Below are 14,379 nucleotides of genomic sequence, written 5' to 3'. Positions count from 1 at the left end.
AAGAAAAAGAGTTCGGCTTAGAATTCATTAAACTAAAGCAGAAAATTGTTTCAGGGTAGTTTGGCATGTATTGCTATAAAAATGCACAAGAAATCAAACAAATAGAATTATTAGATCGTGCATTTCACTATGGAGATGGTTGTTTTAGTACAGCGCGTATCCGTGAGGGTGTGATTGAGCTAGAGTCTCTACACATAGCACGCTTGAAATTGGCCTGTGAAAGACTGTTGTTGTCAGCAGATTTAGCCTTTATTCAGCACAGCATCGTGCAATTAAAACAAACCCATGCACACTTAAATGGCACTCTGAAAATTATTATTAGTCGGGGTGAAGGGCAGCGTGGTTATAGTTTGCCCACACATCCTGCTGACGTTTGGGTGTTTTTCTATCCGCAAGCATCAGAGGCTTTGACATACAGCGAAATTGATTCAGGGGTACTGCAACATGCGATTGGGTTGAATATGCCACAAATGGTGGGTGTGAAAAGCTTAAACCGTTTAGAACAAGTTTTACTTAAGCATGAGGCAGAACAACATGGTTGGTTGGAAGCTTTGGTCACAGATGTGCAAGGTTCTGTCGTTGAAGGTGTGAGCAGTAATTGTTTCATTCTGCTAAATGATCGATGGATTAGTCCCGAACTTCGTTATAATGGCGTACATGGTGTCATGCGTGCCGAAATATTGTCACGGATGCAGCAACAAAGGATGAGCTGTGAGCTGAGAATGATTGATATGGAAGAAATTCCACGCTTTCAAAGTTTATTTTTCTGCAATGCCTTGAGTCCTATGAAAATAGCCAAAAGTTTGAATCATCAGCACTTAGATGTTCAGCCGTGTATAGATTTGTTCCATCGTCTTCAACTTAATCAGATGTAGTAGTATGTCCGCAGCCAAAACCAAATCGAAAAAGAAAGCTCAACCACCCCAACGCAAAGTGAAAGGGTTGTTATTGATTGCTGTGAGCATCATTGTTTTATTGATGATTGTACTGTGGTCGAGTTTATTTAAATCCTATCCTGTCGAAGGTAAAAAGCAGTTATTGGCAATTAACTCTGGCGATACCTATTCCGGTTTTATTGACCGCTTAGCCAAAGAAGACATGGCTAGTTTTCCCATTATTTTAAAGCTCTATCAAAAAATATTTATTCATGACACGTTGAAAGCCGGTGTTTATGAAGTGCGTGAAGGTATGAGTATTCGCCAAGTTTTGGATATGATTTCCAATGTCGATAATGCCGAGATGAATCGTATATTGGTGATTGAGGGGACGACCTTTAAACAGCTGATCGAGGCATTGAAAAAGGATGCATTGGTTAAAAAGGAAGTCTCCAATTTACCCATGGATCAGCTTTTAAAAGCATTAGATATTCCGTATACGCATGCTGAAGGACTTTTTGCCCCCGATACTTACTTCTTCGCCAAAGGGGAGTCAGACAAAAAAATCTTAACGGATTTATACAAACGCCAAATGAAAGCTTTAGATGAAGCGTGGGCAAACCGTGCGGCAAATTTGCCGTATAAAGACAAATACGAAGCCTTGATCATGGCCTCTATCATTGAAAAAGAAACCAATGTTGACCGCGAACTGGAGCAAGTTTCGGGTGTGTTTGCGCGTCGTCTTCAACTCGGCATGCGTTTGCAAACAGATCCGACCGTGATTTATGGCATGGGCGATAAATATACAGGCAATATTACCCGCCAAGACTTGCGTACTCCAACAGCCTATAATACTTATACCATCAATGGTTTACCTCCTACGCCAATTGCTTTACCAAGTAAAAAAGCCATTGAAGCTACTATGCACCCAGATAACAGCAAAAACATCTACTTTGTTGCAACGGGCAATGGTGGACACACATTTAGTGAGACTTTAGAGCAGCACAACCAAGCTGTAAAAGAATATCTCAGTGTTTTAAAAACCAAGAAGGATGAATAGATGTTTATTAGTTTTGAGGGCACAGAAGGTGTCGGTAAAACCACACTGATTCGCAAAATTTATGAGCATCTAGAACAACAAGGTCAGCAGGTTGTTTTAACGCGTGAGCCAGGTGGTACACCGATGGCTGAGCAAATTCGCTCGCTATTATTGTCAGTCAATCATGAAGAGTCGATGTCGAATGATACTGAACTGCTACTGATGTACGCGGCTCGCGCACAGCATTTGCAACAAGTGATCGTGCCTGCTTTAACGGAACATAAAACCGTATTGTGTGACCGTTTTACCGATGCCAGCTTTGCTTATCAATGTGCAGGACGTGGTTTAAGCCAGTCGAAGCTGCAACTACTGAATGAAAACTTTGTCAGCCATATGCCAAATATTACATTTTGGCTCGATGCCCCGATTGAAACAGGCATGTCTCGTGCGCGGGAACGGGGGGATTTGGACCGTTTTGAACAAGAAAAAGTCACATTCTTTGAAAAAGTCAGAGCAGGTTATCAGCAGTTATGGGAACAATATCCTGAGCGGGTCAAACGCTTGGATGCGACCCAGTCACCAGAGCAGGTTTTTGCACAAGCGTTGCAATATTTAAACTAAAAATATGTCTGAAATGTTATTTCAGACTGTAGTGAAATGCATTTTTCTTTTATAGTCAGTGACAAAGGACTGTATGTTGAAGGAAAAATGAAAAGTAACTTAACTGAGATTGTGGCTTTTTTAGAAAAGGAATTTCCGCAAAGTTTAGAAAAATGTCATATCGAATCTGTCACTGAGCGCGCAGCAACAGTCGTGTATCAGGTCGATGAGCGCGATTTGAGACCGGGTGGGACGGTTTCAGGCCCAACCATGATGACTCTTGCAGACTATGCATTGTATATCGCCATTTTAGGGGAAATTGGGCTGGTCGGTTTAACCGTGACCACCAATTTATCGGTCAACTTTCTAAGTAAACCTGCAGCCTCTACAAATATCCGCGGTGAATGTAAGTTAATGAAAGTTGGCAAAGCATTGGTGGTTGGGGATGTGTGGTTGTATTCAGTGGGTAAGGATGAACCCATTGCACATGTGGTGGGAACTTATTCTATTCCACGCAAATCCTAAAAAATGTCTGAATAAAAAAGCCTGACGAATCAGGCTTTTTTTAAATTAGTTATTCACTAAAGGGGTTTCAACTTTAAAATTAAAAGGGGTGAGTACGGTTTTACGCAGTTCATTCGATAGTTCTGGGTAATCTAAAGTGTAGTGTAGACCGCGCGATTCTTTACGCTCCATAGCACAGCGCACGATCATTTCAGAGACTAAAACTAAATTACGTAGTTCAATCAGATTTTTGCTGACTTGGTAATCTTGGTAATACTCGGTAATTTCTCGCTTCAACATTTCAATGCGGTGTAGCGCACGTTCAAGACGTTTCGTGGTACGCACAATGCCGACGTAGTTCCACATGGTTTGACGGAGTTCATCCCAGTTTTGCAAAATCACCACATCTTCATCAGGATTCATCACTTGTGAGTCATCCCAAGACGGAGCAGTTGGGGATTGGTAACTTGAATCAAAACTTTTTTCGATGTGCTCTGCTGCACTCATGCCATACACAAAACACTCTAACAGTGAGTTACTGGCCATACGGTTAGCGCCATGCAAACCTGTGTACGAGGTTTCCCCAATCGCATAGAGACCTGTAATGTCAGTTTGACTGTGTTCATCAACCACCACACCGCCACAGGTATAGTGCGCAGCAGGAACAACAGGAATCATTTCCTTGGTAATGTCGATGCCGAGTTCAAGTAAGCGTGCGTACAGGGTTGGGAAATGTTCTTTAATGAAACTTTCGGGCTTATGGCTAATGTCGAGCCAAACGTGACGAATACCTAAACGTTTAATTTCATAGTCAATCGCTCGCGCCACAATGTCACGTGGAGCCAGTTCCGCACGTTCATCAAAACGCAACATAAAGCGTTCGCCATCGGGTAAGCGTAAATAGGCACCTTCACCACGCATTGCTTCAGTAATGAGGAAAGAGCGCGCTTGTGGGTGGTATAAACAGGTTGGGTGGAATTGGTTAAATTCCATATTGGCCACGCGGCAACCCGCACGAAACGCCATGGCAATACCATCGCCCGTTGCAATGTCTGGGTTCGAGGTATACAGATAGGCTTTCATGGCACCGCCACACGCCAGCGCGGTAAAAGGGGCTAAAAAGGTATGTACTTTTTCAGTCTTTTCATCGAGTGCATAGAGTCCTAATGCACGATTTTGTTCTTCTAAGCCCAGTTTTTGAGAGGTGATTAAATCAATGGCGATATAGTTTTCAAAAATGGTGATGTTGTCTTTTTCAATCGCACGCTCAACTAAGGTGGTTGAAATGGCACGACCTGTAGCATCTGCGGCATGAATAATACGGCGTTGAGAATGTCCACCTTCACGTGTTAGATGCAATTGTTCTTGATCATCAAGGGTAAACTGCACGCCGTGTTTCAGTAGAAAATCAACAGAAGGTTTACCGCCTTCAACGGTTTGCTTTACGGCTTCGGTCTCACACAAGTGAGCGCCCGCAATCATGGTGTCATCAATGTGCTGTTCGATGGAATCCGTTTCATCTAAAACAGCGGCAACTCCACCTTGTGCATAGAAAGTACTTGCATCGGTCAGGTTTGATTTTGCAAGAACAGCAATATTGAAATGTTGAGGCAACGATAAGGCTAAGCTCAGGCCTGCACCGCCACTTCCCACAATAATCACATCAAAATGATGTGTTGTGTTTAAATTAGACATGTCCATCAGCTAATTTGGAAAAAGTTCGCTAATGACAGCGCTTTTTTCACGAAAAGGCAAGGGTAAAATCTCTACAATTGATGGGAAATATAAATAAAGAACGTATTTTTTAAGCAAATTTTAAGCTCTTGTTTATACAAACATAATAGAACATATTATTACCCAAGACAGACAAAGATTATGCTAAAAACGCTAATACATAAATTGATAACAAACATATAGGTCAATACTTGATATGAAAAGTCGCGCGATACAAACTGGTTTTTTTGCTGTTGCATGCACAATGGCTGCGGTGCAAACACAAGCAGCACCTGTTGATTTCTCAAACTTAGTTGAGCAAGTTAGCCCTGCGGTAGTGAGCGTCAATGTGGTTAAAAAGATGACTCAAGAAGAGTTACTGCAGCAGCAAATACCTGAGATTTTGAAGCGTTTTTTTGGTAATCAAGTCATTATTCCGCAGCAGCAAGCGCCGCAAGAAAAAACGGCTTATGGCAGCGCATTTTTTATTAGTAAAGATGGGTATTTACTGACAAACCACCACGTCGTAGAAGATGCATCGAAAGTCACGATTATGTTTAATGACCGTCGTGAACTGGATGCAACTGTAGTAGGTAGTGATGAACGAACGGATGTGGCCCTGCTTAAGGTGAATGGTACGAATTTTCCATCACTCCGTGCTGGCAATGTTGATCAATTGCGTGTAGGTGAACCTGTGCTTGCGATCGGTTCACCGTTTGGTTTTGATTACTCGGCTTCGGCAGGAATCGTGAGTGCGAAAATGCGCAATATGATGGGGGAGACATCGGTACCCTTCATTCAAACCGATGTGGCTCTCAACCCAGGAAACTCAGGCGGTCCGTTATTCAACCAACAGGGTGAAGTGGTTGGGGTGAACTCGCGTATCTTCAGTGGTACGGGCGGTTATATGGGGCTGTCTTTCTCGATTCCAATTGATGTCGCAATGGATATTGCTGACCAACTTAAGAAAACCGGCAAAGTGACCCGTTCTTATTTAGGCTTTAATCTACAAGATTTAGACCGTAATTTGGCAGAGTCTTATAATTTGCCAAAACCTGAAGGTTCATTGATTACCAATGTTCAGCCGAATTCACCTGCGCAGAAAGCGGGACTAAAAGCAGGCGATATTATTTTAAAATTCAATGGAACGCCGATTTCACGTACCTCTGAGTTATTGAACTATTTAAATCGTACTATGCCAAATCAAACGGTACAGCTTGAAGTACTGCGTGATGATAAAAAGCGTAATATATCGGCAACATTAACTACTGCACCAGATGATACACCAGCAAAATCAGATGTAGTTACACAAAGTAAAGGGCCTGTTTTAGGCATTGCTATCCGAAATTTAGCACCTGCTGAATTATCACAGCTCAATGTGAAAGGTGGTGTATTAATTCAAGAAGTGAAACGTGGCGGTGCAGCAGCACAGTCAGGTATGGCGGCTGGTGATGTGGTCACTCACATTAATAATAAAGTCGTAAAAGACACCAATGATTTTGTCCAAGCGGCATCTGAATTGAAAAAAGGTCAGGTTGCCCGCGTTGGAATCATCCGACAAGGCACACCAGCCATTTTAGGGATGCGCATCCAATAAGCGAAAAAAAACCACTCTTCGGAGTGGTTTTTTATTTTTTGCAATTTGATGATATCTGTTATTTGCGTACACTGCCATCTTCATAAGGATATTTAGATTAAATAGAGTGTTTATGAGTAGTATTTTTGACTTAAGACTTCAGGTACAAGCAGAACATATCGACCAGTTAGGCCATGTGAATAACGTGGTTTATATGCATTGGATGCAGGATGTTGCAAGAGCACATATTGATGCACTGGGTTTAGGCTTAAAAGAATATATCGAGTTAAAACATGCCATGGTTGCGGTTGAGCATCATGTACAGTACCGAAAAGCTGCATTTAAAGAGGATGAAATAATCTTACGCACATGGTTTGACGATATAAACGCATTATATTCATCGCGCCAATATGTGTTTTATAGACCCAAAGACAATAGCATTTTATTTGTTGCTCAAACTAAGTGGGCTTGCGTAGAGATTGAAACAGGACGCGCGAAACGTATGTCACCTAGTTTTACCCAAGCTTACCAACCGCTTGCAAAAGATGTGAATGCCTTAGATTTTTCAATGGATTATTCAAAAAGCCCAGTGAAAAGCGAAAACATGTAAAAAAGCGTCAGAGTTGTGAAAAGGAAGCGTATTAATATGGATACTTTAAAAAAACCATCTGTTATAATCCTTCGCAATTTCTATTCGGCTTTTGTTGTGCATCGAAATTTGTCTGCATAACGCTTCATTTTGTTCAAGGTAGCCCATGGCGCAAGCTAAAAAATCTGTTGATATTAAAAATATCCGTAATTTCAGTATTATTGCTCACATTGACCACGGGAAGTCAACGCTCGCTGACCGCTTTATTCAAACCTGTGGTGGTTTGCAAGATCGTGAAATGCAAGCTCAAGTACTTGACTCCATGGAACTTGAACGTGAGCGTGGTATTACCATTAAAGCTGCGTCGGTTACTTTGTATTACACCCATCCAAATGGCCAAGAGTATCAGTTGAACTTTATTGATACGCCAGGGCACGTCGACTTTTCATATGAAGTGTCCCGTTCATTGGCGGCTTGTGAAGGTGCATTGTTGGTTGTAGATGCGGCGCAAGGCGTGGAAGCACAGTCGGTTGCGAACTGTTATACCGCAATTGAGCAAGGTCTCGAAGTTCTACCAGTGCTCAACAAAATTGATTTACCACAGGCTGAACCTGAACGTGTGATTCAAGAAATTGAAGACATTATTGGTATTGAAGCGACTGAAGCACCAACCTGTTCGGCAAAAACAGGTCTTGGGATTGATAGCGTTTTAGAAACCCTTGTTAATGTCATTCCTGCACCTACTGGTGATCGTAACGCGCCATTACAAGCTTTAATTATCGACTCTTGGTTTGATAACTACTTAGGCGTTGTTTCTTTGGTGCGCGTGAAAGAAGGTCGTGTGCGTAAGGGCGACAAGATGTTGATGAAATCAACAGGTCAAACGCACATCATTACTTCTGTGGGTATTTTCAATCCTAAGCATACTGAGACAGACATCCTTGAAGCGGGTGAAGTTGGTTTCGTAATTGCAGGGATTAAAGACATTTTTGGTGCGCCAGTGGGTGATACGATTACCCTTGCCAACACACCAGAAGTCAAAACCTTACCGGGCTTTAAAAAAGTGAAGCCGCAGGTTTATGCAGGTTTGTTCCCAATTGATTCAAGTGAATTTGAACCGTTTCGTGAAGCTTTGCATAAACTTCAGATCAATGACTCGGCGTTATTCTTTGAACCTGAAAGCTCAGATGCTTTAGGTTTTGGTTTCCGTTGTGGCTTCTTAGGCATGCTACATATGGAAATCGTGCAAGAGCGTTTAGAGCGTGAGTATGATTTAGACCTCATTTCATCTGCACCAACTGTGATTTATGAAGCGGTGATGAAGAATGGTGAAACGATTTATATCGATAGCCCATCTAAAATGCCCGATGGTTCAATGGTTGAAGACTTACGTGAGCCGATTGCGGAATGTCACATCCTTGTACCGCAAGAGTATTTGGGTAATGTCATGACTTTGTGTGTAGAACGCCGTGGTGTTCAAAAAGACATGAAGTTTATGGCGAACCAAGTTTCAATTACCTTTGAAATTCCAATGGCGGAAGTGGTGATGGACTTCTTTGATAAATTGAAGTCGTGTTCACGTGGTTTTGCGTCGCTCGATTATAACTTTGTACGCTTTGAAAGTTCATCATTGGTAAAAGTCGATGTTCTAATCAATGGCGATAAAGTCGATGCCTTAGCAATGATTTGTCACCGTCAAGATGCCCGTCACCGAGGTATTGCATTGGTTGAGAAAATGAAAGATTTGATTCCACGTCAAATGTTTGATGTGGCAATTCAAGCGGCCATAGGCGCACAAATTATTGCTCGTTCAACCGTAAAGGCAATGCGTAAAAATGTATTGGCGAAATGTTATGGTGGTGACGTTTCTCGTAAGAAGAAACTGCTATCGAAGCAAAAAGAAGGTAAGAAACGCATGAAGCAAGTGGGAAGTGTAGAAATCCCACAAGAAGCGTTCTTGGCTGTGTTGAAAGTAGAAAGATAAAAAGGTAGGAATATAAGCCCATGGATTTTGATTTTAATTTGATACTTGTTCCTGTCACACTAATTTTCTTTTTGGTGTGGTTGCTCGATAAGTTTGTATTTAAACAACGAGCGACGAAAGGCAAGGGAAATGAAAATTTTGTCATTACGTGGGCTTATGATTTCTGGCCAGTCCTTGCGATTGTCCTATGTCTACGTTCATTCTTTTATGAACCTTTTAATATTCCTTCCGACTCGATGGTGCCGACTTTAGAAACAGGTGACTTCATCTTGGTCAACAAGTTTGACTATGGTGTACGCCTGCCGATCGTGAATAAAAAAGTGATTGATGTAGGTGAGCCTGAGCGTGGCGATGTGATTGTCTTCCGTTATCCACCGCAACCGACGATCAGCTATATCAAACGTGTGGTTGGTATTCCGGGTGATCACATTGTTTTTGATCATGGGCAATTAACCATTAATGGTCAAAAAATTGCTAAAGTGCCTGTTGAATTTAGCCGTGAAAAAGACCGTTTAGACACGCCTACTTCGATATATCATAAAGAAACCATTGGCAAGCATACCTTTACCATGCGTGAGTTAGAAGGTGTTAATGTGGCACGCCAAGCACCGTATATTAACTTTGTAGAAAATGGTAAATACTCTGCTGAAAATGGTTTATATTGGGAAGTGAAAGTAAAAGAAGGTGAGTACTTTGCGATGGGGGATAATCGCGACCAAAGTGCTGACAGTCGTTTCTGGGGAATGGTTCCTGAACAGAACCTAACAGGTCGTGCATTTTATATTTGGATGCATAAAGAACCTGGCTTTAAGTTGCCGTCATTTAACCGTAACGGTAGCATTGACTAATATCGATTCGGAAAATAAAAAATGCGCAAGAATCAACAAGGGGCATCTTATATCGCCATTTTATTTGCAATCATGGGGTTTGCATTTATGGCGAAAGTGGCAATTGCAGTTTGGGCTCCCTATTTTGATGATCGGATGATCAATAGCCAAATTGAGGAAGTATTTCAAAGTAGCCCGAAAAATATTCAGCCCGCGGAGTTTGAGAGTCAGCTTTCAAAGCGTTTGGATATGAATGGCATTCGTGATGTGAAGATTAAAGAAATTATGCAAGTCACCAATACCGAAGGGTTGCAGGTGAAAAAGGAGTATGAGGTAAGAAAACCCTTCTTACTGAATATAGATTTAGTATTAAAGTTCGAGAAAAGTTTTGATCAAAGCTCAGTCCAAGCTAAGTGAAGCCCGCTTAGCGAGCCGTATCGGTTATCAGTTTAAACAACCTGAGTTACTTCAGCTTGCACTGACCCACCGATCGGTGAGCCACAAATACAACTATGAGCGCCTAGAGTTTCTAGGCGATTCTTTGTTAGGGATGATTATTGCGAATTATCTCTATAAAGCTTATCCGACTGAGAACGAAGGCCGTTTGACGCGTATGCGTGCAACCTTGGTTCGTCAGGAAGCTTTAGGTAAAATTGCAAATGATTTAAAACTGAGCCAGTCACTCATTTTAAGTACAGGTGAGTTAAAATCAGGTGGACATCATCGCGAGTCCATCCTTGCGGATACGGTTGAATCGATTATTGGTGCAATCTATGTGGATTGTAGTGATTTAACGGTGTTGGAGTCGATTGTGTTAAAATGGTACGAGCCATATTTAGACCATATCGAGCCAACCGATCAACTTAAAGATCCTAAATCTCGTTTACAAGAATATCTTCAAGCACGAAAAAAAGCTCTCCCAGTTTATGATGTGGTCGATATTCAGGGTGATGCACCCAATCAGCATTTCAGAGTGGAATGTAAAGTGGATGGATTGTCTGTTGTAAATGGTGAGGGCACCAGTCGCCGTTTTGCTGAACAAGCTGCGGCGGCGGATATTTTAAAACTTTTGGAGCAGTAATCTGCCATGTCAAATTCTTCCGATCACATCGATGCTGATCACGAGTCGCAAAGCGACAGCAATGATTTAATTAGCCAGTTTTTTAGCGAACAAGGCACAGAAATCCCAACGGATTTTCGTAGCGGCTTTGTGGCAATTGTCGGTCGTCCAAACGTAGGCAAGTCTACGTTGATGAACCATTTATTGGGTCAAAAATTATCGATTACTTCACGTAAACCACAAACCACACGTCATAAAATTGTGGGGATTGATTCACGTGCAAAATCTCAAGCGGTCTTTGTTGATACACCAGGGATGCATAAAAAAGAAGTACGCGCCATCAACAAAATGATGAACCGTGCTGCGTCTTCTGCATTGCGTGATGTCAACTTGGTATTGTTTGTTCTGGATGCAGACAAGTGGACTCAAAACGATGAGCTCGTTTTGGAAAAACTCAAAAATGCTGAGATGCCGGTGATTCTGGTGATCAATAAAATTGATACACTTGAAAATAAAAACCATGCATTACCCTTGATTCAAGAACGTGCAAAATTAATGAATTTTGCTGAGATTGTTCCTGTTTCTGCACTACGTGGTGCAAACTTAGACCATCTGCGCGATACCATTGAAAAATATTTACCTTTCCAGCCACCGATGTATTCATTGGATCAACTGACAGATCGTTCTGAACGTTTCTTGGCATCAGAAATTATCCGTGAAAAGATTATGCGTCAGTTAGGTGAGGAGCTACCTTATGATTTAACCGTGCAAATTGAGTCGTTTAAGACTGAAGAAGCAACGGTAAATGAAAAAACAGGTCGTCCAAAGCCAGCGTGTACGTATATTGATGCAACGATTTTTGTAGACCGTCCAGGCCAAAAAGCGATTGTGATTGGTGAAAAAGGCGCTAAGCTTAAGAAAATCGGTATGGATGCCCGTATCGATATGGAAAAAATGTTTGAACAAAAGATCATGCTGACCCTTTGGGTTAAAGTGAAAGGCGGTTGGTCTGATGATGAACGTGCATTGAAAAGCTTAGGTTATAGCGATATCTAAGTTTTAAGAAAACAAATTTTTATAGGGATGGTGTTATGGTCAAAGTGTTCGCAGTAATGGCTTGTATGTTGTTTTTGCAAGGTTGTATACACAAGATCGTCACCGTTCCTGTAAAGATTGCGTATAAAACCACAAAAGGCGTGGTGAAAGGAACCGCAGCGGTGGTTGGTGCTGTTATCCCAGATGGGGATGATGAAGACAGTGAACAGAATGATAAAGATAAAAAAGATTAGTTAATTCCTCATGCGCAATGAAGTACTGCATGGTTATTTAATTCACCACAGAAAATACCGTGAACGTAGTCATATTGTGCATTTATTTACCCAAGAGCATGGGCGAGTTGATGGTATTTTAAGGCAAACCCCGCCGCCACAATATCAGCCGATTTGTTTACAAGCTTCGGGTAAATCTGAACTCAAAAATTTTACAAAACTTGAAATTGTCAATCAGCCGATTTTTTTCTTCGGGGATGCCTTTTTTTCAGGTTTTTATCTCAATGAGATTCTACTCAGACTATGTCCACTTGAAGTACAGATGGAGCAAAGTTTTGCTCAATATGCGCATACGCTAACGCAATTACAACAACTGGCGCAGCAAGCCGATCCTAATCAGTTTTTAAAACAAATTCTAAGACAGTTTGAGCACGAACTGCTGGAAGATTTGGGCTATGCCTTAGATTTTTCGACCGATGCCAATCAATTGGAAATTCAGGCATCACTCAACTATATATTCCAGCTGAATGAAGGCTTTATTCCTACTGCACAAGCCTCGCGAGCGACCTTAAATGGACAGCAAATTTTAAGCATGTGCCAATATGAAAAGGGTAGGGATTTTGGTTTGGAACAGTTACAATTACTGACCAAGTTGTATCGACAAATGATCAGTTCCTTGTTGGGCGATCGCCCCTTAAAAAGTCGTCAGTTGTGGATTCAGAACACTCAAACTCAATCGTAATTAGGAAATGAATATGGCTGCATTACTTGGTGTAAATATTGACCACGTGGCAACTTTACGACAAGCGCGTGGAACGTCTTATCCTGATCCAGTCAATGCAGCATTGATCTGTGAGCAAGCAGGGGCGGAAGGGATTACCTTGCATTTACGTGAAGACCGTCGTCATATTCAGGACGATGATGTGCGTCGTATGCGTCCAGCACTAAAAACACGTATGAATTTGGAACTTGCAGTTACAGATGAAATGATTGCATTTGCCAAAGAAATTAAACCGCACCATGTGTGTTTCGTTCCTGAAAAGCGCCAAGAAGTGACGACCGAAGGTGGTTTGGATGTAGTTGGACATTTTGACGATGTCAAAGCGGCAACTCAAGCCTTGTCTGAGATTGGCTGTGATGTGTCCTTGTTTATTGATGCTGACTTTGCACAAATTGATGCAGCAGTTGCTTGTGGTGCACCAACCATTGAAATTCATACAGGTGCTTATGCTGATGCAGAAACACCTGAAGCTCAGCAACATGAGCTTGAACGTATTGTAAAAGGTGCTGAATATGCAGCATCAAAAGGTTTAGTGGTGAATGCTGGCCATGGGCTCAACCTTGAAAATGTAACGCCAATTGCACAAATTCCACAGATTCATGAATTAAACATCGGACATTCCCTAATTGCCGATGCTATTTTTGTGGGCTTGGAACAAGCTGTACGCGAAATGAAAGCAGTGATTAAAGCTGCAAGTTAATTTAAAGTTTTTAAGATTTGAATATGTCGAATATCAATTATGATGAACTCATGAAGCCCGTCATGGACTTCTTGGGCTGTGAAACACCAAAAGCTTGGTTGGCTGAAGCACTGACTAATCTTGATGTGCTGATGCAAGACCATGCGAATTGTGAGAAGAAAGCTGCAGGTACAGCGATGAACCTGATGTTTCGCTATAGTTTTTTTACCGATTTGCAAGTCAAGCTTGCACAACTGGTTCGTGAAGAAATGCTGCATTATGAGCAAGTGCTTGAATTTATGAAAAAGCGCGGGCTAGAGTGGAGCAATCTGAGTGCTGGGCGCTATGCAGGTGGTTTACGTAAAGAAGTGCGGACTTATGAACCCGAGGCTTTAATTGATATTTTAATCATTGGTGCTTTTGTAGAAGCACGTTCATGTGAGCGTTTCTACGCGTTAGCACCTTTGGTAGATGAAGAATTAGGTCGTTACTATCGCTACTTGCTGAAGTCTGAATCACGCCATTTTGAAGACTACTTGGCTTTGGCTTTAGAGGTTGCGCAAACGGGGAAATTGAAAAATCCGAAAGAAGATATTCAAGCCCGTATTGATCATATCCGTAATGTCGAAAAAGAGCTAATTAGTACACCTGATAATGTGTTCCGTTTCCATAGTGGCGTGCCTGCGGAAGCGGCTTAGGAATAAAGCGGGTGAATGTCACAGTTTGTAAACTGTTCAAAATTTACAGATTCTCAGTGTAGATAGCCTTGACTCATTAAAAAGCCCAATTTTATCGATTGGGCTTTTTAATTAAAGAAGGGTAAATGTGATGTATTGAGAGCTGTAATTCCTTTCCATAAAATCGCGAAATATGAGTCAGTGGAA

Annotated in this window: 16 protein-coding genes; 15 read left to right on the top strand and 1 reads right to left on the bottom strand. The window is 41.7% G+C overall.

Going from position 1 to position 14,379, the window contains the following annotated elements; all coding sequences use genetic code 11:
• The first annotated feature begins 65 nt into the window (after positions 1 to 65).
• The 4 genes from pabC to AC4MC0_RS10725 all read left to right on the top strand — a co-directional run bounded on the left by pabC (position 66) and on the right by AC4MC0_RS10725 (position 3,039).
• Entirely contained in the window at positions 66 to 875 is an 810-nt protein-coding gene (gene pabC / locus AC4MC0_RS10740) for an aminodeoxychorismate lyase (protein WP_279043681.1), read from the top strand.
• 4 nt (positions 876 to 879) lie between these two features.
• Positions 880 to 1,935 (top strand): endolytic transglycosylase MltG, encoded by a 1,056-nt coding sequence (mltG, locus tag AC4MC0_RS10735; protein WP_279043680.1) that lies wholly within the window; start codon positions 880 to 882, stop codon positions 1,933 to 1,935.
• Positions 1,936 to 2,535, top strand: coding sequence for a dTMP kinase (gene tmk / locus AC4MC0_RS10730; RefSeq protein WP_279043679.1), 600 nt, complete (start codon positions 1,936 to 1,938; stop codon positions 2,533 to 2,535).
• Positions 2,536 to 2,622: 87 nt separating this feature from the next.
• Complete coding sequence (locus AC4MC0_RS10725) at positions 2,623 to 3,039, top strand: PaaI family thioesterase (RefSeq protein WP_279043678.1); 417 nt, start codon at positions 2,623 to 2,625, stop codon at positions 3,037 to 3,039.
• A 45-nt stretch (positions 3,040 to 3,084) separates the two neighbouring features.
• On the opposite strand, the gene nadB is transcribed toward AC4MC0_RS10725, so the two are convergent.
• Positions 3,085 to 4,719, bottom strand: a complete 1,635-nt coding sequence (nadB, locus tag AC4MC0_RS10720) for an L-aspartate oxidase (protein WP_279043677.1) — start codon at positions 4,717 to 4,719, stop codon at positions 3,085 to 3,087.
• A gap of 229 nt (positions 4,720 to 4,948) precedes the next feature.
• Between nadB and AC4MC0_RS10715 the strand changes: the two genes are divergently transcribed.
• From AC4MC0_RS10715 to AC4MC0_RS10665, 11 genes are all read left to right on the top strand, one after another.
• Positions 4,949 to 6,328: a Do family serine endopeptidase gene (locus tag AC4MC0_RS10715; protein ID WP_114837088.1), complete on the top strand. Its 1,380-nt coding sequence runs from the start codon at positions 4,949 to 4,951 to the stop codon at positions 6,326 to 6,328.
• Between the two features lie 112 nt (positions 6,329 to 6,440).
• Positions 6,441 to 6,917, top strand: a complete 477-nt coding sequence (locus AC4MC0_RS10710; RefSeq protein ID WP_491887033.1) for an acyl-CoA thioesterase — start codon at positions 6,441 to 6,443, stop codon at positions 6,915 to 6,917.
• 145 nt (positions 6,918 to 7,062) lie between these two features.
• Entirely contained in the window at positions 7,063 to 8,880 is a 1,818-nt protein-coding gene (gene lepA, locus AC4MC0_RS10705; protein ID WP_491887032.1) for a translation elongation factor 4, read from the top strand.
• A 20-nt stretch (positions 8,881 to 8,900) separates the two neighbouring features.
• On the top strand, positions 8,901 to 9,728 hold the full coding sequence (gene lepB / locus AC4MC0_RS10700; RefSeq protein ID WP_010326441.1) for a signal peptidase I: 828 nt from the start codon (positions 8,901 to 8,903) through the stop codon (positions 9,726 to 9,728).
• Between the two features lie 21 nt (positions 9,729 to 9,749).
• Positions 9,750 to 10,124, top strand: coding sequence for a DUF4845 domain-containing protein (locus AC4MC0_RS10695; RefSeq protein WP_004693667.1), 375 nt, complete (start codon positions 9,750 to 9,752; stop codon positions 10,122 to 10,124).
• Positions 10,096 to 10,788, top strand: coding sequence for a ribonuclease III (rnc, locus tag AC4MC0_RS10690; RefSeq protein ID WP_004980405.1), 693 nt, complete (start codon positions 10,096 to 10,098; stop codon positions 10,786 to 10,788). The genes AC4MC0_RS10695 and rnc overlap by 29 nt, the downstream gene beginning before the upstream one ends.
• 6 nt (positions 10,789 to 10,794) lie before the next feature.
• Positions 10,795 to 11,823, top strand: coding sequence for a GTPase Era (gene era / locus AC4MC0_RS10685; protein WP_004693663.1), 1,029 nt, complete (start codon positions 10,795 to 10,797; stop codon positions 11,821 to 11,823).
• A gap of 35 nt (positions 11,824 to 11,858) precedes the next feature.
• Positions 11,859 to 12,056 (top strand): NF038104 family lipoprotein, encoded by a 198-nt coding sequence (locus AC4MC0_RS10680; protein ID WP_004693662.1) that lies wholly within the window; start codon positions 11,859 to 11,861, stop codon positions 12,054 to 12,056.
• Between the two features lie 10 nt (positions 12,057 to 12,066).
• Positions 12,067 to 12,777, top strand: coding sequence for a DNA repair protein RecO (gene recO / locus AC4MC0_RS10675; protein ID WP_004980401.1), 711 nt, complete (start codon positions 12,067 to 12,069; stop codon positions 12,775 to 12,777).
• 13 nt (positions 12,778 to 12,790) lie between these two features.
• Entirely contained in the window at positions 12,791 to 13,516 is a 726-nt protein-coding gene (pdxJ, locus tag AC4MC0_RS10670; RefSeq protein WP_491887031.1) for a pyridoxine 5'-phosphate synthase, read from the top strand.
• A gap of 23 nt (positions 13,517 to 13,539) precedes the next feature.
• Positions 13,540 to 14,193 (top strand): MiaE family protein, encoded by a 654-nt coding sequence (locus AC4MC0_RS10665; RefSeq protein ID WP_176537509.1) that lies wholly within the window; start codon positions 13,540 to 13,542, stop codon positions 14,191 to 14,193.
• The last annotated feature ends 186 nt before the right edge of the window (positions 14,194 to 14,379 follow it).

This window comes from Acinetobacter sp. CAU_H_S139_7 (genome assembly GCF_058599305.1).
Note: the sequence above shows the minus strand (reverse complement) of the source record. Positions and strands in the feature narration are given on the sequence as shown.

Excerpts from the sequence above, each read along its gene's own strand:
- AC4MC0_RS10715 (WP_114837088.1), top strand. The coding sequence starts at position 4,949 with ATGAAAAGTCGCGCGATACAAACTGGTTTTTTTGCTGTTGCATGCACA.
- AC4MC0_RS10710 (WP_491887033.1), top strand. The coding sequence starts at position 6,441 with ATGAGTAGTATTTTTGACTTAAGACTTCAGGTACAAGCAGAACATATC.
- nadB (WP_279043677.1), bottom strand. The coding sequence starts at position 4,719 with ATGGACATGTCTAATTTAAACACAACACATCATTTTGATGTGATTATT.
- pdxJ (WP_491887031.1), top strand. The coding sequence starts at position 12,791 with ATGGCTGCATTACTTGGTGTAAATATTGACCACGTGGCAACTTTACGA.
- AC4MC0_RS10695 (WP_004693667.1), top strand. The coding sequence starts at position 9,750 with ATGCGCAAGAATCAACAAGGGGCATCTTATATCGCCATTTTATTTGCA.
- lepB (WP_010326441.1), top strand. The coding sequence starts at position 8,901 with ATGGATTTTGATTTTAATTTGATACTTGTTCCTGTCACACTAATTTTC.
- AC4MC0_RS10680 (WP_004693662.1), top strand. The coding sequence starts at position 11,859 with ATGGTCAAAGTGTTCGCAGTAATGGCTTGTATGTTGTTTTTGCAAGGT.
- tmk (WP_279043679.1), top strand. The coding sequence starts at position 1,936 with ATGTTTATTAGTTTTGAGGGCACAGAAGGTGTCGGTAAAACCACACTG.
- AC4MC0_RS10725 (WP_279043678.1), top strand. The coding sequence starts at position 2,623 with ATGAAAAGTAACTTAACTGAGATTGTGGCTTTTTTAGAAAAGGAATTT.
- recO (WP_004980401.1), top strand. The coding sequence starts at position 12,067 with ATGCGCAATGAAGTACTGCATGGTTATTTAATTCACCACAGAAAATAC.
- mltG (WP_279043680.1), top strand. The coding sequence starts at position 880 with ATGTCCGCAGCCAAAACCAAATCGAAAAAGAAAGCTCAACCACCCCAA.
- era (WP_004693663.1), top strand. The coding sequence starts at position 10,795 with ATGTCAAATTCTTCCGATCACATCGATGCTGATCACGAGTCGCAAAGC.
- AC4MC0_RS10665 (WP_176537509.1), top strand. The coding sequence starts at position 13,540 with ATGTCGAATATCAATTATGATGAACTCATGAAGCCCGTCATGGACTTC.
- lepA (WP_491887032.1), top strand. The coding sequence starts at position 7,063 with ATGGCGCAAGCTAAAAAATCTGTTGATATTAAAAATATCCGTAATTTC.
- pabC (WP_279043681.1), top strand. The coding sequence starts at position 66 with ATGTATTGCTATAAAAATGCACAAGAAATCAAACAAATAGAATTATTA.